This window comes from Ignavibacteriales bacterium (assembly GCA_015709675.1).
Classification (GTDB): domain Bacteria; phylum Bacteroidota; class Ignavibacteria; order Ignavibacteriales; family Ignavibacteriaceae; genus H2-BAC3.
The window spans coordinates 3,697,704-3,717,851 of the sequence record CP054182.1 but is presented as its reverse complement, the minus strand read 5'-3'; the positions used below and the strand labels follow the sequence as shown (position 1 = coordinate 3,717,851).

Genomic DNA, 20,148 nt, shown 5'->3' with positions numbered 1-20,148 from the left:
ATGGTTCATCCCGCCAAAAGATGATTTTCAGAATCCGCCCAAAGTATTCAATATGAATAAAAGCCGGAATTCAAGCCCGGAAAATCAGAATGTAAAATAAGTGTCTGGTTATTTCCCTGATTCTTCAAAATCGGAAAATTTAATCTTTTTCCGAAGTATTACACCCCGGATGCAATTCCTATTGCTCAGATCAAATATAAGTATAAATGAAAAATAATTGATAAGCTCTGATTGAAAAATTTTCTGAACCTCATACGGTGTCTCCTGAGAAATATTGACCCGCCCCCAACCCGTCCAATATTCCTTCCCCTAAATTGAATTTCACCCGCTTTTTGGGTAAATTTAATGTCGTATTAAATAATATTTCCCTTAGGAGAAACAGAAAAATGGCAGTTAAAGTAGGTATAAATGGATTTGGCAGAATCGGACGGCTGGTTTTTAATGCACTGGTTGAAAAGGGACTGCTCGGTAAAGAAGTTGATGTGGTTGCTGTTGTTGATGTCAGCACCGATGCTAAGTATTTTGCGTATCAGTTAAAGTATGATTCAGTTCACGGAAAGCTGAAAGCTCAGCTCTCAACAGAGAAAAGTGATCCATCGCTTGCCGATGATGACGTATTTGTTGTTGACGGTCACAAGGTAAAATGTGTTGCCGCAACCAAAGACCCTTCCCAGCTCCCCTGGAAAGAACTCGGGGTTGAGTATGTGATTGAATCAACCGGACTTTTCACTGATTCCGAAAAAGCCAAAGGTCACCTGGCCGCTGGCGCTAAAAAAGTAATTATTTCAGCCCCTGGTAAAGGCGATGTTAAGACCGTGGTAATGGGCGTTAATGATAATGAATATGAGCACGATAAGCATCATATCATCTCAAACGCTTCCTGCACCACAAACTGTCTGGCTCCGGTTGTTCATGTCCTCCTGAAGGAAGGCATCGGCATCGAGACTGGTCTTATGACTACCATTCATGCTTATACAGCCACCCAGAAAACCGTTGACGGCCCTTCAAAGAAGGACTGGAGAGGCGGACGCGCTGCAGCTATTAACATTATCCCATCCTCCACCGGTGCTGCTAAAGCAGTGGGTGAAGTGCTTCCCGCAACCAAAGGCAAACTCACCGGAATGTCTTTCCGTGTTCCGACCGCTGACGTTTCAGTAGTTGACCTGACCTTCAGATCAGTAAAAGAAACCTCGATTGCGGAAATTGATGCTCTCCTGAAAAAAGCCTCAGAGACGTATCTGAAAGGCATCCTCGGATATACCAAAGAGGAAGTTGTTTCAACCGACTTTATTCATGACGACCGTTCATCAATCTATGACTCGCTTGCAACCATGCAGAATAACTTCAAGGATGAAAAGCGCTTCTTCAAGATTGTTTCCTGGTATGACAACGAGTGGGGTTATTCCTGCCGCGTTGTTGACCTGCTGAACAAAATCGCCAAAATGGGCTGATATACAAAAGAAAGCAGGCAACAGAAGCCATGAACAAAAAAACTATTGATTCCGTTGATCTGAAGGGCAAACGGGTCCTGGTCAGAGTTGACTTCAATGTTCCTCTGGATGAGAACCTGAAGGTAACCGATGACAAGAGAATCGTTGAATCCCTTCCGACAATAAAGAAAATCGTTACCTCAGGAGGAAAAGCAATCCTGATGAGCCACCTTGGCCGTCCGAAAGGAAAGGTCAATCCTAAATACTCCCTAAAACCGGCAGCTTTAAAGCTGGCTGAACTGGTGGGTAAGGAAGTGGTCCTGGCCGGCGACTGCATCGGCATTGAAGCTGAAAAAGCAGTTACAGCCATGAGCAATGGTGATATCGTCCTTCTTGAAAACCTCCGCTTCCACGAGGAAGAAGAGAAGAATGATGACGCTTTCGCCAGACAGCTTGCATCACTTGGTGATATCTATGTGAACGATGCATTTGGCAGTGCTCACCGCGCCCATGCTTCAACTGAAGGAGTAACCAAATTCCTTCGTCCGGCTGTGGCAGGTTATCTTATGGAAAAAGAACTGAACTACCTTGGCAGGGCAGTTGCTTCTCCTGAGAGACCCTACTGCGCAATTCTCGGCGGTGCCAAAATCTCAGGTAAAATTGATGTGATCAATAACCTGATTGATAAAGTTGACACACTGATTATTGGCGGCGGAATGGCATATACTTTCTACAAGGCACAGGGCCTGGAGATAGGAACTTCGCTGCTTGAAGCTGAAAAAGTAGATCTTGCAAAAGAACTGCTGGATAAGCTGAAAGCATCAGGAAAGAAATTCCTCCTGCCTGTTGATGTGGTTGTTGCACCTGAGTTCAAGGATGACTCCCCCCAGGATGTTGTACCGGTAACCGCCATGCCCTCTGACAAGATGGGCCTGGATATCGGACCGGAAACGGTGAAACTTTTTACTGACGCTATCATGGCCTCAAAGACGGTTGTCTGGAATGGTCCGATGGGTGTATTTGAGTTCGATAACTTTGCAAAGGGTACCAATGCTATCGCTCAGGCGCTGGCTGATGCCACAAAGCAGGGTGTGGTAACGGTGGTTGGCGGAGGTGACTCTGCTGCTGCAATTGCTAAAATCGGGCTTGAAACAGCAGTTTCGCATGTTTCAACCGGCGGCGGTGCCTCGCTTGAGTTCCTCGAGGGGAAAGTGCTCCCCGGAGTTGAAGCTCTCGATAAGAACTGATAAAACTGAATAATTCAGATAGCCGGTCGCCCCAAAAAGTGGCTGACCGGCTTTTTTATTGCCGGAGCGGGAACCGTGAAATAGCAGCAGCGCGAAACCGGGATCTGTGAAATGAATCATATGAAGCCGGGTGCAATGTTATTTCTTTTGGGGAACTAAGGGGTATTTTTAGTTATTTTTGTAACAGAAGCGTCTAATTGATATTAAAATGAAAGAGTTGAACTAAGGTATGTCTGACGGATATTACAGACCCGGAGGTATGGGATGGAGTTATTTCCCTCCGGTTATCAAAAACTTGCTGATTATTAACGGTGTTATTTATTTACTGCAGAACTTAGCCGGGTCGGTCGTAATGGACGGTATGCGCGGTTCAGATGTTCTGCTTAAGTATTTCGCACTGATGTCCCCCGACTCCGGATATTTTCAGATCTGGCAGTTCATTACCTATCAGTTTATGCATGGCAGTTTCAGCCATCTGTTCTTTAACCTTTTTTCCTTATGGATGTTCGGGGCTGAACTGGAAAATATGTGGGGCTCACGTAATTTCCTGATATTCTATTTGGTTGCGGGAATAGGCGGAGCAGTTTTTCATCTGCTCTTTTCGTCGGTATTCCAGGGGATTATTCCTCCTGTCATTGGCGCATCAGGAGCAATATTCGGCGTGATGGTTGCTTTCGGCCTGCTGTTTCCTGACCGGTATATACTTTTTTACTTTTTTATTCCCCTAAAGACCAAGTATTTTATCGCTTTTCTGATTCTTATTAATATTCTTGCTGTGGATGATGCCGGCAGCGGTGTTGCTCATCTTGCCCATCTCGGCGGCGCGGTATTCGGATTTCTTTTCCTTTTGTTTGACAAGCGTCTCGGCTTTGATATACATCAGCGGATGTCCGGCTGGAAGGACAGTTTCTACCGCGGAGGTAAAAGCAGACGGCCATCAAATCCGTTCGGAAGCGGCGGCATATTCAACAGAGACGAAGAAGAGGACAGATATACTTCTCGTACCACTTCCTACCGCGATGTTGAAGATGCAAGTTATAAGGATGTGAAGAAAGAAGAGGGTGAAGTTTCTCAGGAAGAAATTGACCGCATTCTGGATAAAATAAGCCAGTCAGGCTATAAGAATCTGACTGAAGATGAAAAGCGGATACTTTTTGAAGCAAGCCGCCGTATGAACAAGGAAGACAGGAGATAATCTGCGAATTTCAGCAGGAATGAGAATTTTCAGCGCAGCCCTGCTATGCGCATCAGCGGTTTTTCTTCTGGCCGGATGCTCAAACGAGAAGCCGCTTGACCAGGAGAAATTCATTGAAGTCTATTATGATATTTTAGTCCTTCAGGAAAGCCGGGGGATGGAATTCAACGCTATGCAGCAGATACGTGAAGAGGTATATAAAAAACACGGTATCACGCACGGACAGTATGAGGCAACTTTAAAGTACCTTTCGGAAGATACCAAACGGTGGGAACAGTTTTTTGATGAAATGATTGCTTATGTCAGAGTGAAGGAAAAAGCGGCTATGGGAAGCAATTCTACTAAAACGGAATAGAATTATAAATTATAAATTGTGAATTGTGAATTACTGCTTTCTCAATTTGAGTTCATACTTCATACTTCATATTTGATATCGTTTATTCTGTGCGTGATGTTTTGCTAAGACTATTCTGATTTCGGGGAATGTTATATACGCGGGGACTTTTTTCTTTATTTCCTGCAGATTAAAATTACCGGCCTTAATCGCTTCCTCAATGAATACCTTATTTTCACCCGGAATGAGTGCGTCAATTGACAGGGAGGGTTCAAAATCTATAATTGATTCAATCTGCATGGAAATCACAGCTTCCTGAAGTTTTCTCACTTCCGCTATTCCTTTCAAGGTATATCCTTCAAGCAGCAGCCGGTGTGTTTCGATAATGTTTTGCGGCAGTGTTTCCGCCTTCAGATTATCAGGTATTGTTCTCTCTCCCTTTTTAAATTTGACGATCACATCAAGAAACTGCTCCCCGGCTTTGGTGAACATCCGCTCGTTAACACCCTTTATCTGAAGCAGTTCTGAGCGTGTTTCCGGTCTGCGGTTCACAATCTCCTTCAGGATTTCATCCGCACAGAGGATAAACGGCGGCTGGCTGAATTTGGCTGCTATTTCATTGCGCACGCTCCTGAGCAGGTTGAAGAGTTCAAGACTTTCTTCGTACTGCTCTTTGGGATATTCGGTTGTCTGGATTACTCCGCGAGCAGTGAGATATTGTATGCCTTTATTGGTTATATAAAGCCGGTCATTGGATTTTCCGGACGATTTAAGGAGTCCGAAGGTAGCCAGATTATCTGCCACGCTGAGGAGTTCATTCTTTGTGTATGAGTGCAGCGCGCCGAGGAACTCCTTCTTCTCAGCATATTTTTTTGATGTGCTTTTTCCTGTGAGAACCGCGATCAGATTTACGGTGCTTATTCCCTTGTCTTCAGAGTAGACAAACTTCAGAATAAGTTCCTGTATATACTCCAGCGTATCATCAGTAAGCAGGGGACCTGACTTGCAGATATCGCACTTTTTGCAGGAGTAGCCCGGCACGTTTTCCCCGAAATACTCCAGCAGGAACTTAAACCGGCAGTCGTTGGTAAAGGCAAAAGCGGTCATTTTCTCGAGTTTCTTCTTTGAAAGAAGATATGCCTGATCGTTAGACCGAGTTTCAATAATCAGCCGGTTAGGATTAATCCTCGGATAGGTAAACACAATGCTTTCTTTGAGGAACGGACGGTCATAGTCAATAATGCTGAGTGCATCGAGTTCAGAAAGCTGTGCGTCAATCAGCCGTTCTTCAGTTTCAAGGTCTTTGGCAAGTTTTACAAGATCAATACGGGATTTTCCGTTGAATGGTGCTCCGCCGTAGTCCTGCAGGATTTTAATAACTGTGTCAGAGTATGGCGCGTTGATATTCTTCTTGAGAAACTCCTTTAGGTCTGAGGGACTGATAATAAAACGGAATGCAGTCTTTACATGAGCATAAGAAGTAAAATGAATATAGCCGGTCTCTTCAAGGATTTTGAGCGCTGAGTCAATGAGTGATCTGGTGAGAGTGGTTCCGGCAGCCCTCTTGATATAATCATAGTTGATCTCAACCGGTTTATCGTCTTTCTGACCGATGCGATAGCCGGCATAATCACACACAGCATCGTAGATTCTTTCCACCTGTTCACGGGAGGGGAATGCACTTTTAATGAACAATTCCTGTATCCGTATATCCTTGTTGTCAAACAACAGAAAGGCGTTTGATTCTTTTCCGTCCCGTCCGGCTCTTCCAATCTCCTGATAATAATTTTCCGGTGAGCCGGGTATGCTGTAGTGAATCACCATCCTGATATCAGCTTTATCAATGCCCATTCCGAATGCATTGGTGGCTATGATAATCTTTGTCCTCCCCTGCAGAAAGTTTTCCTGAATTGCCTTCCTCTGCTCTGCATGAAGTCCGGCGTGGTAGAAGGAACAGGTGATCTTATTTAATGTAAGATATTCATAAAGTTCTTCGGTCTGCTTACGGGATGCCGCGTAGATGATCGCGGGAGTTTCATTCATCGTAAGCAGTTCAAGAACTTTTTCCTTTTTGCGCTTGGTGCGGATAACATGCAGGGCAAGATTTTCGCGCTCAAAACCGCGAACATGTAGTTTTGCTCCCTTCATCCCGAGCTGCTTTATGATATCGGAAGCTACTTCGGGTGTGGCCGTTGCAGTGAAGGCAGAGACTTTTGTTACTCCGGTATATTCGTTAAACTTTTTTATGCGGCGGTATTCCGGGCGGAAGTTATGTCCCCATTCTGATATACAGTGTGCCTCATCCACAAAGCAGTAGTGGGGCTTCATCTCTTTGATCCGGTCAGCAAATGATGCAACAGCCAGCCGTTCGGGGGAGACATAGAGGATTTTGATTTTACCGGCACGTATTCTGCTGAAGACTGTTTCAATCTCATCCATACTGATGGAACTGTTGATATATCCTGCGCGCAGTTCATTTTTATTAAGCGTATCCACCTGATCTTTCATAAGAGCAATCAGGGGGGAGATGACAATGGAAAATCCGGGTGCGATCAGAGCGGGCAGCTGAAAACAAAGTGATTTACCCGCACCGGTCGGGAGTATGGCAAGAACGTTTTCCCCCTTGATTACCGATTCAACAATCTCCTTCTGCCCCGGCCGGAAGTCAGGGTAGCTGAAGTGTTGTTCGAGAAGTTTGCGGAGGTCCATATATATTATCCCCTTACTGAAGTATTTTTACTTTGACAGCCACTGATCCATGATATCATCCGATAACTGTTCCCTTTCCCATACCTGATCTGCTTCTCTGCTTGCCTTCAGTGCATAAAACTTTCCCAACAAAGTTTTAAGCTCGGTCAGCTCTTCAGGACTCAGATTAAGAGAGTACAATTTCAGGACTTCTTCCTGTACATTACTAAGGGGCTGCTGTAATTCCATTATTCTAAAAAATTAAAATTGGTATCAGGCAAATTTGATAAATTTCTTCGAAAGTCTCTACAGAAATTAAAACGGAGAGAGGTAAACTTCTCTTCTTTTTGCATAACTCAGTTGCCCGGTAATTCTGCCATATGTGAATCCGAGAGAGACTCCCTTCTCTTTTTTGCCCAAATATGCGGATTTTGGTATCTTTTCGCATTGTTCAAATTATTTTTCCCGCCGCGGTGCGTAAAAGAGAGTGTACGTCCGCAGGGTTTATCTGTCACAAACTCATCAGCTTTTATATGAATATGTACCGGCTTTTATGTATCGCGATTTTAGTTACCGGATTTATCAGGGCTCAGGAGAATCCTTCACAGCTTCTGAGCAATCCTAAGTCCGATGTCTATCTGCAGGGCTTCTACTGGAATTCTCCTCCGGGCGGAATCTGGTGGGATTCCCTTGCTAAAATGGCTCCCCGCCTGGCATCTGCCGGATTCTCCGGAATCTGGTTTCCTTCTCCCGTAAAAGGTGCAGCCGGCGGATTCTCCATGGGCTATGATCCGTATGATCATTATGATTTTGGTGAATTCAATCAGAAGGGTTCCCGCGAAACCCGATTTGGCAGCAGGGAAGAACTGATTCGTTCCGTTGCTGCATTTAACAATGTCGGAATTGATGTTTTTGCTGATGCTGTGATGAACCACATGAACGGCGGTGAAGCGCTGATACCGGTTGACTGTGAACCCTACCCTGCATACCGGGACTCCAACTGGCTGCTTTTTAATTATCCTGCCGGTTCAGGAAGATTTAAGAAAAATGCATCTGACTTTTACCCCAATCAGCTTACCTGTGATGTGAACCCTCCTTACCATGGGCCTGAAGATCCGATATTCGGATTCGGCGAGTGGCTGGCACATGATAAACCTTCGGTTCGTGACAGTCTGATAGCCTGGGGAAAATATCTTATTAATGAGATCGGCTTTAAGGGATTCCGGATTGATGCAGTAAAGGGAATTGACCCGGTCTTCATGGGGCAGTGGCTGCAGGGCATTCCCGGTTCAAACTATGCCGTGGCTGAATATTATGGCGGCACAAATGATATTATGTATTGGTTTAATCAGACGCAGAATGTGAACGGCGGCGATGTGGCGATGTTCGACTTCCCGCTCAGATTTACTCTGCGCGATATGTGCAACAATACCTCCGGAAGTTTTGATATGACCTTTCTTGACGGTGCGGGTCTTATTAACGCAGGTATGTCAGGGTTTGACGTCTCCACCTGGGTAGAGAATCATGATGTGGATAGGATCGGATGGGATGGCAGCATCGCCAACGGGCATGACCCCATTATGACTGATAAAATGCTTGCCTACGCATATATCCTTTTTTCTGAAGGAAGGCCAAGTGTTTTCTTTAAGGACTATGTTGATTACGGCTTTGGCGGAAAGATTGATACTCTTATCTGGATCAGGCAGAAGTTCATCGGCGGCGGTACAACAAAACGGGGCGGTCTGAATGCCTACTACATACGGCAGGACGGAAATCAGGATCAGACCTCACTTGCCCGTGATATATATGTGGCAAGAAGAAACGGTTTTGGCAATCTGCCGGGCGGATATCTGCTCATTAACGATAATCCCGCTCAGTGGATTGATGTCTGGGTTGATACAGAACTCCCCATCGGGAGCTGGTATAAAGATTATACTGGACGGGATGTGAATAAGCAGGTGGTCGGTCCTTCACCTGGCGGATTCAAGAACCGAATTAAACTGTGGGTTCCTCCCAGAAGCTTTACGTTATATGTGCCCGATACAACACAGAGCATCAATCATCCACCGGTTATGCTGCCTGTTCCTGATCAGACTGCTTATACCAATTCCGCGTTTGCTTATCAGGTAAGTGCTTTTGATGTAAACAGCTCCTCGCTTAACTATACATTATCAGGAAATCCATCCTGGCTGAGTATATCTTCATCCGGACTGCTTCAGGGCACTCCGGGTTCATCGGCTGCAGGCAGCTCAACGGTCATTCTGAATATATCAGATTTACAGGGCGCTTCGGTTGTTGATACGTTCAGTGTAATGGTTCTGCCAAACAGCGCTCCTGTGGTTCAGGCAATTGCAGATACCGTGGTAAGAGCAACCAGAAGATTTGAGATTCAGGTGGCAGCCGCAGATGCAGATAATGATACACTGCGCTATTCGTTAGTTCAGTCTCCCGGGTTTCTTAATATTGGCCAGCTCAGCGGCACCATAAGCGGAACTCCCGCGGTTGAGGATACCGGTATATATGCGGTAACGGTGCAGGTTGCTGACGGCAAGGGTGCTTTTGGATCGGCATCATTCTCTCTCCGCGTCAGGGAAAATACAGACAGCATCATTGCAACTTACGGCAAGCCCTTTATAGACGGATCAGTGAATGTCGGCAATGGTGACTGGCTCGCTCAATGGCAGATTGCTGCTGACAGCGATACCGACAGCTACTGGCGGCCTGTGGATTCTGTCAATAATGAACTGCTCGCTCTTTACTCAACCTGGGATGCTGATTCACTCTATGTGGGAGTGGATTATATCCTGAACGATACCTACAATACCATGATGATATATATGGATGCCGGCATCGCGGGGGGAGTCACAAACTTTAATTCGAACTCCGGCTATCTTGGTGATTACGCCAAGAATTTCCGTTTCCGTCCGGAAGATGCGGTTGATTTCTTCCTTGCGGCATATCACACCACGGCACCGGTCTTTTATTCAACTGCTGAAAATAACAGTACGAATCTTACTTCTAAAATAAACGGCATAAGAGGCACTCAGGCACGAGGGTTAGAGTTTGCCGTTGCGTGGGATGATCTCTACGGTCTTGGTGCAGGTCTGGTACCGCAGAATGTAAAACTAAAGTTTGTGACTCTGGTTGCGGGAGGATTTAACTATGGCGCCGGAGATGCAATGCCGGATAACCCTGATGTGGATGGCAATGCCGGTCCGGATAGTCTGATTTACCTGGCTGCAATTACCCCCGATCTTAACGGGGATGGCATTCCTGACCCTACTGTATTTATACCTTCAGATGCTGAAGATACGGAAATACTTCCAGCCGGATATATGCTGAGTCAGAATTTTCCGAATCCTTTTAATCCTTCAACGGTGATACAATACGCGCTTCCGCAGGCATCAAGAGTAACTCTTTCTGTCTATGACATGCTCGGAAGAAGAATCATGATACTTGATGAGGGATACCGTCAGGCAGGAAATCACTCGGTTACATTCCGCTCTGAGGGACTGGCCTCAGGTATATATCTTTATGAACTACGGGCAGGAGATACCCGGCTGGTAAGAAAGATGAATCTTTTGAAATAAAACACTAAAGTCCGTAGTTCTCTAAGTCTTCGCACTGAAATAGCAGAGTCTAGCTTCGCGCGACGGTGCTAAGAACGCAAAGAGATTAAACTTTTTTACTTAACTCTGCTTAAAGATATTAAACGACGGCTTTTTATAATCTTTTGGGAGATAGTCCTCCGGAATGGTTGACTGGTTTCCGTCACGGACTGCATTATAAATCGGTGACATGATCTCGACTCCGGCTTCGTTAAACTTATCCTGGATTGAAGCATGCAGAGCGGAATATATCCGTGCCATGGCATTCGGATTATTCGTGTATGCATTCAGTTCATAGGCAACGGAAAAATCATTAAGCGCAGTCTGCAGAACAAACGGCTTTGGTTCCTTCATGATCTGATCGGTTGAAGAGGCGGAGTCTATCAGAAGCTGATGCACTTTCTGCCAAGGCACGTCATAACCGATGGTAACAGTAGTATGCAGAATCAGCCCCGGGTCTGCAGAAGCAGTACTAAAGTTGATAATGTGATTCCCCAGCACCATTGAATTTGGGACTGTAATATCAACATTTTTTGTGGTACGAATTCTGGTTACCAGCAGAGTCTTTTCAACTACATCCCCCATGGTATCCGCAATTTTCACTCTGTCACCAAGCTTAAAGGGGCGCATATAGGTCAGTACAACTCCTGCAACGATATTGGATATCGCGGAAGTTGACCCGAGCGAAAGTAACAGACCTACAAATACCGAAATTCCCTGAAAGATGGGGGAGTCAGAACCGGGCAGATACGGAAAGATTGAAATAACCGCGAGCACGATGATTAAAAACCGGACTACCTTATAAGTAGGTTTGGCCCATTCATTGTAAAATCCGCTGAAATTGATTGTCCCTTTTTCAATTTCGTGAAACAGGAAACCAATAAACCTGTTCAGATAATAATACGCCCCGGCTATTACAATAATGTAAAAAAGATTCGGCAGAAAACCGGTGAATGAAGCCCACACCGAAAGTACGGGTGAGAGAATAAAACTGACCAGAGCGGAAGACCATCCCCGCGAAAAGGGGAATAATCCGAAGATAAGTGTTATATACAGGTAAATAATAATAACCCAGAGCGAGAGGAAGAGGACGGTGATTGCCTGATGAGTCATTCCCATCAGCCGCTCCTCTGAGATGACCTGAATACCCCGCAGGGTAACAGGGCGGATGATTGTGCCCTGCATCGCCTGGACTTTTTCCTGAACCGCGCCGCGGAAGACTTTAAGCCCCCGGATGATCAGAAAAAGGAATAAGGAATAAAGCAGAAACTGAAATATACCGGCGATATATGGTATAAGATTAAGCCCCCGGGTTGCGGGCCAGAGCGTAACGATATATACAAGTGTATAATAAACTGAACCCGCCAGTATGGTGATCAGCAGCAGTCTTGCTGCTGAAGCCAGCAGTGCATTAAGATTTTGCGGAGAAAAGAATTCAACCCCTTTATATTCAACAGAGCGGATTTTTTCTGTCTTCCAGTCCTCAATCTTATGAATCAGAAGGGTGAAAATTCTGAGCAGCAGCCAGATGAATCCAGTGAGCAGTATCAGCGCTCCGAATGTATAAAGACTGTTTATAAGGACGGTCTCAGAAGCATATTCGGTGCGGCGGTTAGCAACAGCAGCGCGGATTTTAGCGAGTGAATGTTCAGCGATGAACCGTGCTTCAGTTCCCGTAACAAATGCATCCTTCGGAGTTACCTGCATCAGGATGGTTTCCCCAGCGGTTATTTCAAATATTCCTTCATACTCATTGATTATGATGGAATCAGGCGGGACATCTGTTTCAAGCGCGGTTGATTTTATTCTGTTGCTTATCGCTTCCGCTCTCTGCTGCGGGTTAAGTAATCCGGCGTTAGTATATATCAGGAAAAGAGTATCATTGCCGCTTATCACCGGGGAGCCGGGGAGTTCAGGTACAACGGTTCCTGAGTCTGAATTCTGTACTGCTGAGAATGTACTGCTTAAAAGCAATCCAGTAGCAAATACGAGCTGTAAAAATGAAATCATAACAACCGCCTTATGAAAATCCAGAAAATCCTTTCCGGAAATGTAACTTTTTGACGGGTTAAAAAGAAATGACCGGAGGATTATCCCTTGAAGGGGATCCCTTCAAGGGCAAGCAGCTTTTTCTTGATATCCAGACCGCCTGAATAACCACCGAGCCGGCCTCCTGCGGCAAGCACCCGGTGGCAGGGGATGATAATTGGTATGGTATTAGCGCCGCAGGCATTGCCCACTGCCCGTGAGGCAAGAGGACGTTTTATCTTTTCGGCTATATCTTTATAGGAGAGGGTTTTGCCGTGAGGAATTTTTTTCATCACCTTATAAACCTCACCACGAAAGCCTTCCGTCTGAAAATTCAGAGGCAGGTCAAACGAAATCCGCCTGCCCGCAAAATATTCATCAAGCTGTTTTTTTATTCCGAAAAACGCTTTGTGAGTGACCGGTTTCAGTTCCTCTGCTTTCAGCGCTCGTTTATCCGGATGAAAATGGAGCGAAAGGATTCCTTTCTCATCTGCTTTGACAAGAAATGAAATTCCCCCTGATTCAAATGCAGCGGTATATATCATCCCGGCAGCACTTCAATTGCAGGATTTACATCCTTCTTCAGCAGGGATTCAATTGCCGTGAGAGTGCCGTTAATTGAACTCGGACAGGTGCCGCATGCCCCCTGATAACGGACTTTTAGGGTCAGACCTTCCATGCCAAGAACTTCAAGTCCGCCGCCATCATGGGCAAGCGCCGGACGCACTTTCTGGTTGAGAATCTCATTTATTTTTTTGAGCATTTCATTGCCGTCAGCGGTATCAGCAACAACTTCCTTTTCAGCAGGAATGGTGCTGAGATCAAATTTTGAAAGAAACGCGACAAATGGCCGCTGAATTTTTCCCCAGTCGGTTGTCTGGGATTTTTCAACGGTGATGAATTTATCCATGTAAAAAACTGAAACCACACCCTCAATGGCAAAAACACCTGCTGCCAAAGGGTCACCGGAGGCCTCTTCCCTGTTGGCAAACTGCCGGGATTCAGCACGTAACAGTCTCTGGTTTACCAGAAACTTCAGTGCATGGGGGTTTGGGGTCAATTCTACATCAACTACCTGAAGCATACTATTTTTTTCCTCTATTACACACTTTGATCGGGGGCCTGAAAATCCAATATTTGATTATTTAATCGTTATCGAAAATAATTATTTTGTACTATTATTTCAAGACTATTCAGGCAAATGAAAAACTTAGCGATAATCTTTACCGGGGGTACTTTTTCCATGAAAATAGACGAGGAAACAGGGGGGGCAGTTCCCCATTTCTCCGGAAATGACCTTTTAGACCTGATGCCGGGGATCAGGGAGAAGGCGCACTTGGAAATCTTCGATTTTGGAAAGTATCCGGGGCCTCACATGACTCCGGAACTGATGCTCAGTCTGGCCCAGCGGGTGAAAGATGTCATATTCCGCCCTGATATTGACGGAATGATCATCACCCACGGTACCGATACTCTGGAAGAGACCGCTTACCTGATGGACCTGCTTATTGAAACAGATAAACCAATCGTCCTGACGGGTTCGATGAAGAATTCCTCAGAACCTGACTGGGACGGCCCCCGCAATCTTGCCGATTCCATTGCACTTTGCCTCAGCCCGAACTCCCATGCAATGGGGGTGCTGGTCTGTCTTAATGGTGAGGTGAATGCCGCCAGCGAAGTGACCAAAACCCATACAGATGATATCGAAACATTCGCGAGTCTGGATTTTGGCGCGCTCGGTTTTGTGGAAAACGGAAGAGTTATCTTTAACCGGCTTCCCAGGAAACTTGAGCATCTGCCGGCCAAAGGAATTGTTACTGATGTTGATCTGATTAAATGTTATGCAGGCATTGATGAGAAGTTTTTCCGGTTTTCAGCCGATAGCGGTGCAAAGGGGCTTGTGGTTGAAGCTCTCGGAGTAGGCAACGTGCCGCCGAAAGCATTTAACGGAATTGAATATGTTATCAGCAAAAATATCCCCGTGGTGCTGGTTTCACGCTGTCCGGCAGGGGAGACTCTCGATATATACAGTTACCCCGGGGCGGGTAAATGGCTGCATCAGTTAGGTGTGATTTTTTCAGACTATTTAAACGGACAGAAGGCACGGATTAAGTTAATGCTGGCGCTGTCAGTGACTAATGAGCATTCAGAGCTAAAGAGGATGTTTGAACAATAAGTTTTAATGAAAAAATGAAGAATGAAAAATGAAGAATGATCTTTTGTTCAGCAACCTTCTGTAAAGACGATGCAAATGCTAACCGGATATTTTAATAACTGCGGGCTTGTGCATTTGCGTCGTCTCAGGGAAGAATGAGAAAGTCGGCGTGTTGGGATGTTACCAGTGAGCAATTAGACGACGAAACAGTCGCAGCAGCGAGACGACGCAATCGCAGAAGTAAGTTGTGTATAAGGATTTTGTTTAGCGATTGCATCGTCTTTTCCTTTGGATTCAGCAACCTTCTGTAGAGACATCGCAAATGCTAACCGGATGTTTTACCTTAATGCGATTATTGCATTTGCGGCGTCTCAGGGAAGAATGAGGAGGGTTTTGTTGTCTTCGGTATTACCGGTATAAAAGGATTATCAGTTTATTTCAAACAAACACAGGCGCGCGATGAGACGACGCAATCGCAGAAGTAAGTTGTGTATAAGGTTTTCGTCTGGCGATTGCATCGTCTTTACCTTCGGATTCAGCAACCTTCTGTAGAGACATCGCAAATGCTAACCGGATGTTTTACCTTAACGCGATTATTGCATTTGCGGCGTCTCAAGGAAGTAGGAGGGCGGCATGTTGGATGTTACCAGTAAGCAATTAGACGACGCATCAGTCGCAGCAGCGAGACGACGCAATCGCAGAAGTAAGTTGTGTATAAGGTTTTCGTCTGGCGATTGCATCGTCTTTACAGAAAGTGGGATCAATCTGCGGCTGTTCCGCAGCCGGGATATACAGATCAATAAGCAATTTTCAATTGTTCATTCTTCATTCTTAATTATTCATTATTTTCCATTACTTGCTGTTTCTCGCCAGTGATTCGGTATCTACTTTTGTAACATGACTTACCGGTTTGCCAAGGAACAGTGAGGCAACTTTTTCAAATGTTGAGGGGATATCACTTACGTAATAACTTACCACGCCAAGGCCGTTTGAGTTTGATCTTAGTCCTATCCGGTCAAGTTCTGCGGCAACACGCTGCGCGGCGGCTACTCCTGAATCAATAAGCTTTACTTTTTCGCCCATGACTTTTTGTATGACCGGCTTTAAGATCGGATAATGTGTGCAGCCAAGAAGCAGTGTGTCAACGGAAAGTTCTTTTAGTTCGCGCAGATACTCTTCCGCAATCTCAAGCGTGGCATTGTGATCTATCCATCCTTCTTCAGCCAGAGGAACAAACAGGGGACACGCTTTTTCGAATACATCAAACTCCGGATCAATTCTCTTTAACTCTTTTGAATACGAACGGTTTGATATAGTGGAGCGTGTTCCGATTACCCCTATTTTCTTTTCTTTGCTCTCATTCGCGGCATATGCGGAACCTGCCTCAATCATACCGACAACCGGAATGGTGAATTTCTCCCGAAGAGCAGGGATTGCAACTGATGAAGCAGTATTACAGGCAACCACAATGATCTTTACGTTTTTTTGAACCAGAAAGGCTGCATCCTGCAGGCTATATTCAATAACCGTTTCGTTTGATTTGGAACCGTAGGGAACACGCGCAGTATCGCCGAAATATATTATGCGTTCGTTCGGCAGTTTGGCCATGATTTCTTTAACAACAGTGAGTCCGCCGATGCCGGAATCAAATACCCCGATCGGCTTTTCTTTTTCCATAAAATTCATGTAATCCTACAGTATCTGCTCGATTGCTTTTGTGAGTTCAGACTCGATAAAGTGATAATAGATCTTGCTTACTTTTTTATTTTCCTGATTGAGCACATAAAATGCATCTATAATGGAATCCCCTGAAGTCGAAATTTTGGCAAACTGAATATTCAGCCCCAGATCGGTCAGTTTGTTGGTAACCAGATACAGGAATCCCAGCCGGTCGGGGGAGTATATATCAATAATGGTGAACTTTTCCTTTTCCTCAAACCGTATTTTTACCTTACCCGGTTTTTTGAAGAATCGGTTTTCAATCCTCCACCAGCGGCTTTTCATCCGGGTTATCTCTGTTGGCAGCTGCAAAATGCCGGTAAGAACATCATGCAGGTCTTCCTCAATTTTCTGATAACGGTCTTTGGAGATTTTCTCTCCCGTGCGGAAGTCGGTGATATTGAAATTGTCTATGATGATGCCATCCTTCCGGGTAAAAATTCCCGCGTCATGGATGTTTACATCATTAATCAGCAGCACTCCGCAGATTTTTGAGAGCAGAGAGGGGGAATCGCGGGATATAACCGTGATGTTGGTAAAGTTTTCATCCTCATTAAAACTGACGGAAAGGTCATTCCCTTCAAGAATTTCTTCAATGTGGCGCGCTATTTCCTCATCAGAAAAATGCGCTGTGTAACTTATCTCATCAGTGAGGGCATCAATATGGCTCTGCACATGGCTTTCGGAGATGACCGTTGAGTGCTTTGATATATCTTTTGGCAGAATGTTGGCGATCAGAATTTCTTCACCGCTGAGCTGCTCATCAATCATCGCCTTTGCTTTGTAATAAAGCTCATACAGCATATCACTTTTCCAGCTTGTCCAGAGTGCGGGATTTACAGCGCTCAGATCCGCGTACGTAAGGAGATACAGCATATCAAGTTTTTCCGGTGTGTTAACCCGCAGGGTAAAGCTGTTCAGCGTTTCCGGATCGTTCAGGTTTCTGCGGAAAGCAACCTGTTCCATATACAGATGATGCTCAACAAGAAATTTTACCAGTTCCGTCTCATAGTCAGAATAACCAAGCCGTACCATCACGTTTTCAGCGACCGCCGCGCCAAGGATTTCGTGGCCGGATATATCAATCGGCTTTGCAATATCATGAAAGATAAGCGCGAGATAGAGAATGTCTCTCCGCTTCATTCTTCCGAACAGCCGGCCCATTGGTCCTGTGTCAAAACGCAGTTTCTCAAGGTTTTCAATCGTTTTGAGGGTATGTTCATCAGCGGTATAAACATGATACACCCCGTGCTGTATGAATCCGCTGAACTCAGCCCATTCCGGCATAAAAGCGCTCAGCACCCCCAGTTCATTCATGATGGTTAAGGTTTTGCCGACTTCACTGTTCAGCTTAAGAATTTCTCTGAAAAAAGTGGAGGATTCAACATCGGCGCTGAGTGAGAAACTGTCCAGGCTTTCGATGATGGTGCTTCTCAGTTCCTCACTGAAGAATGCATTATATTTGGCGCGGTAATAAAATCCCCTGAAAATATCAGAGATGGAAAGCTGGCCTGATCCTTCGTAACGGATCATACTGCCGCTGATAAAGTAATCGGAGTCCAGCAGATATCCAACTTCCGGGCCGCTTCCGTGACTTCTCCGTTTATACCGTTTTATATACGATTTTGTAAACCGGTAAATGGTATTGCTAGCTTCAAAATACTGCTTCATAAGCTGACGGTATCCGTCGCCTGAATATCCGAAAAGTCCTGCAATTCTTATCTGATCATCAAACTCAAGTCTGTCACTCTTTGAGGTATGAGTGAGATGGAGCAGGTGGCGGATGGTAAGGATGGTTTTGTAAGCAGAGCGGAGCCGGTCGCATTCCTTTTGCGTGGTGAGGCGTTCCTGCTGCAGCTGATTGATAAAGATTTCCGACTCGGGCAGTTCAATCTGCCGGTCGGGAAGTTTCAGATGCTGAATGGCGTAGAGCCATTCAATAAGCTGCAGATCGCGTAATCCTCCGGCGGTTGCCTTTACATTCGGCTCAATTACTTTTGGGGAGTTGCCGTACTTTTTGTAACGGTGAGTTGTTTCCTCAATCAGTTCGTCACAGAGTGCAATCCGAACATCTTCAGTAAGTGTTGCGGTCAGAGTATTTACCCATTCCTGATAGATCTCATAGCTTCCGGCAATAAAACGTACTTCAAGAAACTGTGTGAAGGTCTGAAGATCTTCATGAAGGAAACGGCTTATATCTTCAGGTGTTCTCACTGTGTGAGAAACCTCTATACCGTTATCCCAGAGAAGCGTAATGAGATCCCGTATTTCCCTCTCATAAGCGGTGGGATCTTTTGCGATAAACATTACATCCACATCACTTTTCGGTGAAAGTTCTCTTCTTGAAAAACTGCCGAGTGATGCTACCGCAAGCCCCTCAAGTGATTTCCCCGCCGCCTGAACAATAAATGCCTCGATGCTGAGGGTATATTTCAGCGAAAAGCCGAACGCATCCTTCATAATATACGCGGGAGTGAAGAGCACTTCATCCCTTATATATGTTTTGCGTGCGGCCGGGCGGGGAGGCATAAGGGTTACTGTTTCCTTTCGAAGCCCGGCTTGGTATATTCGGCTACGATGACCGAGGAAATGCCGCCGCGCACCTTAAAGTCAGCGGTAAGCTTCATATATCTCGGTGAGGAGCACGCAACCAGGTCTTCGAGAATGGTGTTGGTTACGCTTTCAAAGAAGATACCGTCGTTACGGTAGGAGTTCAGATAGAATTTCAGCGATTTTAGTTCAATGCAGAGCTGATCGGGGATATACTCAATAATCATGGTCGCGAAATCCGGTTGTCCGGTCTTCGGGCAGAGTGAGGTGAACTCCGGCGCTGTATGGATTACCCGGTAATCTCTGTTGGGGAAACGGTTCTCAAATGTTTCAAGTATCTTGATTTTTTCTGTCATAACTCTTTCATAAAATATTAAATATATACCGGACGCTTTTTATAAGGAATGGGGTCTTCGGCTCCGGCCTGCTGAAAACCGCGCAGACGGTATGCGCAGCTGTCGCACTCGCCGCATGCCTCATCTTCATTCCGGTAGCATGACCAGGTCAGATGCAGCGGCGCGCCCAGTTCCAGTCCTTTAGTAACAATATCGGCCTTGGTAAAGTTTATTATCGGGGTAATTATTTTTATTTTAGTTTCCGGACGGGTTCCTTCATCAATCATTTTTTCAAAGGCATGATAAAACTCCGGCCGGCAGTCCGGGTATCCGCTTGCATCCTCATAAACCGCCCCGATAAAAATAGCCTCCGCGCCAATAACTTCAGCCCAGCTTACACATGCGCTCAGGATATTTGCATTGCGGAAGGGGACGTAGGTTGCAGGGACAGATTTATTTGCCAGGTCGGCTTTCTCAATCTCCATACTGCTGTCAGTCAGAGCTGAGCCGCCAATCATGCGGAAATGGGTGAAGTCAACCGAAAGCCTCAGCTTTACGTTATAAAAATCAGCCAGATCATCAAAGGCCATTCTCTCGCGGGATTCTGTTCTCTGGCCATAGTTGAAATGCATAAAGGCGGGTTCATACTCCCTGGCCGCGAACGCTGCTGTTACACAGCTGTCCATTCCTCCGCTTACTGCAATTACCGCTTTTTTTCTGCTCATTTTCCTGTAATTAAAACCCTAAAGTTACAGAATTTCAGGGAAAGTTTTCGGGTGTTCAGGGGGCTGTTGGACTCAGGCAAAAAAAATCCCCGCAGTTTCATCTGCGGGGATTAGATCAAAACTACTATTTTTTG

The 20,148-nt window shown here is 45.5% G+C and carries 15 protein-coding genes; 6 read left to right on the top strand and 9 right to left on the bottom strand.

The window, feature by feature from the left end; all coding sequences use genetic code 11:
- Positions 1 to 386 precede the first annotated feature (386 nt).
- From gap to HRU80_14645, 4 genes are all read left to right on the top strand, one after another.
- Entirely contained in the window at positions 387 to 1,451 is a 1,065-nt protein-coding gene (gene gap, locus HRU80_14660; GenBank protein QOJ30041.1) for a type I glyceraldehyde-3-phosphate dehydrogenase, read from the top strand.
- A 29-nt stretch (positions 1,452 to 1,480) separates the two neighbouring features.
- A complete protein-coding gene (locus HRU80_14655) occupies positions 1,481 to 2,677 on the top strand; it encodes a phosphoglycerate kinase (GenBank protein QOJ30040.1) in 1,197 nt (398 codons plus the stop codon).
- Positions 2,678 to 2,936: 259 nt separating this feature from the next.
- Positions 2,937 to 3,872 (top strand): rhomboid family intramembrane serine protease, encoded by a 936-nt coding sequence (locus HRU80_14650; protein QOJ30569.1) that lies wholly within the window; start codon positions 2,937 to 2,939, stop codon positions 3,870 to 3,872.
- A gap of 19 nt (positions 3,873 to 3,891) precedes the next feature.
- Positions 3,892 to 4,227 (top strand): DUF4296 domain-containing protein, encoded by a 336-nt coding sequence (locus HRU80_14645; protein QOJ30039.1) that lies wholly within the window; start codon positions 3,892 to 3,894, stop codon positions 4,225 to 4,227.
- A 66-nt stretch (positions 4,228 to 4,293) separates the two neighbouring features.
- On the opposite strand, the gene HRU80_14640 is transcribed toward HRU80_14645, so the two are convergent.
- A complete protein-coding gene (locus tag HRU80_14640) occupies positions 4,294 to 6,915 on the bottom strand; it encodes a RecQ family ATP-dependent DNA helicase (protein ID QOJ30038.1) in 2,622 nt (873 codons plus the stop codon).
- Positions 6,916 to 6,942: 27 nt separating this feature from the next.
- The gene (locus HRU80_14635; protein QOJ30037.1) at positions 6,943 to 7,143 is read right to left on the bottom strand and encodes a hypothetical protein; all 201 of its coding nucleotides are present in this window, start codon (positions 7,141 to 7,143) and stop codon (positions 6,943 to 6,945) included.
- Positions 7,144 to 7,427: 284 nt separating this feature from the next.
- Between HRU80_14635 and HRU80_14630 the strand changes: the two genes are divergently transcribed.
- On the top strand, positions 7,428 to 10,484 hold the full coding sequence (locus HRU80_14630) for a T9SS type A sorting domain-containing protein (GenBank protein QOJ30036.1): 3,057 nt from the start codon (positions 7,428 to 7,430) through the stop codon (positions 10,482 to 10,484).
- A gap of 99 nt (positions 10,485 to 10,583) precedes the next feature.
- Here HRU80_14630 and HRU80_14625 read toward each other — a convergent pair whose 3' ends face one another.
- The 3 genes from HRU80_14625 to HRU80_14615 all read right to left on the bottom strand — a co-directional run bounded on the left by HRU80_14625 (position 10,584) and on the right by HRU80_14615 (position 13,614).
- Entirely contained in the window at positions 10,584 to 12,512 is a 1,929-nt protein-coding gene (locus HRU80_14625) for a mechanosensitive ion channel family protein (protein ID QOJ30035.1), read from the bottom strand.
- Positions 12,513 to 12,592: 80 nt separating this feature from the next.
- A complete protein-coding gene (locus HRU80_14620) occupies positions 12,593 to 13,075 on the bottom strand; it encodes a methylated-DNA--[protein]-cysteine S-methyltransferase (protein QOJ30034.1) in 483 nt (160 codons plus the stop codon).
- The gene (locus HRU80_14615; GenBank protein ID QOJ30033.1) at positions 13,072 to 13,614 is read right to left on the bottom strand and encodes a NifU family protein; all 543 of its coding nucleotides are present in this window, start codon (positions 13,612 to 13,614) and stop codon (positions 13,072 to 13,074) included. Before HRU80_14615 ends, HRU80_14620 begins: the two co-directional genes overlap by 4 nt.
- A 117-nt stretch (positions 13,615 to 13,731) precedes the next feature.
- Here HRU80_14615 and HRU80_14610 point away from each other — a divergent pair, with 117 nt between their 5' ends.
- A complete protein-coding gene (locus HRU80_14610) occupies positions 13,732 to 14,706 on the top strand; it encodes an asparaginase (protein ID QOJ30032.1) in 975 nt (324 codons plus the stop codon).
- A gap of 831 nt (positions 14,707 to 15,537) precedes the next feature.
- On the opposite strand, the gene HRU80_14605 is transcribed toward HRU80_14610, so the two are convergent.
- From HRU80_14605 to queC, 4 genes are read right to left on the bottom strand one after another with little or no spacing between them, the layout of a single operon-like run.
- A complete protein-coding gene (locus tag HRU80_14605) occupies positions 15,538 to 16,371 on the bottom strand; it encodes a glutamate racemase (protein ID QOJ30031.1) in 834 nt (277 codons plus the stop codon).
- Positions 16,372 to 16,377: 6 nt separating this feature from the next.
- Positions 16,378 to 18,933, bottom strand: a complete 2,556-nt coding sequence (gene glnD, locus HRU80_14600) for a [protein-PII] uridylyltransferase (protein ID QOJ30030.1) — start codon at positions 18,931 to 18,933, stop codon at positions 16,378 to 16,380.
- A gap of 5 nt (positions 18,934 to 18,938) precedes the next feature.
- Positions 18,939 to 19,310, bottom strand: a complete 372-nt coding sequence (gene queF / locus HRU80_14595) for an NADPH-dependent 7-cyano-7-deazaguanine reductase QueF (protein ID QOJ30029.1) — start codon at positions 19,308 to 19,310, stop codon at positions 18,939 to 18,941.
- 17 nt (positions 19,311 to 19,327) lie between these two features.
- Entirely contained in the window at positions 19,328 to 20,014 is a 687-nt protein-coding gene (queC, locus tag HRU80_14590; GenBank protein QOJ30028.1) for a 7-cyano-7-deazaguanine synthase QueC, read from the bottom strand.
- Between the last annotated feature and the right edge of the window lie 134 nt (positions 20,015 to 20,148).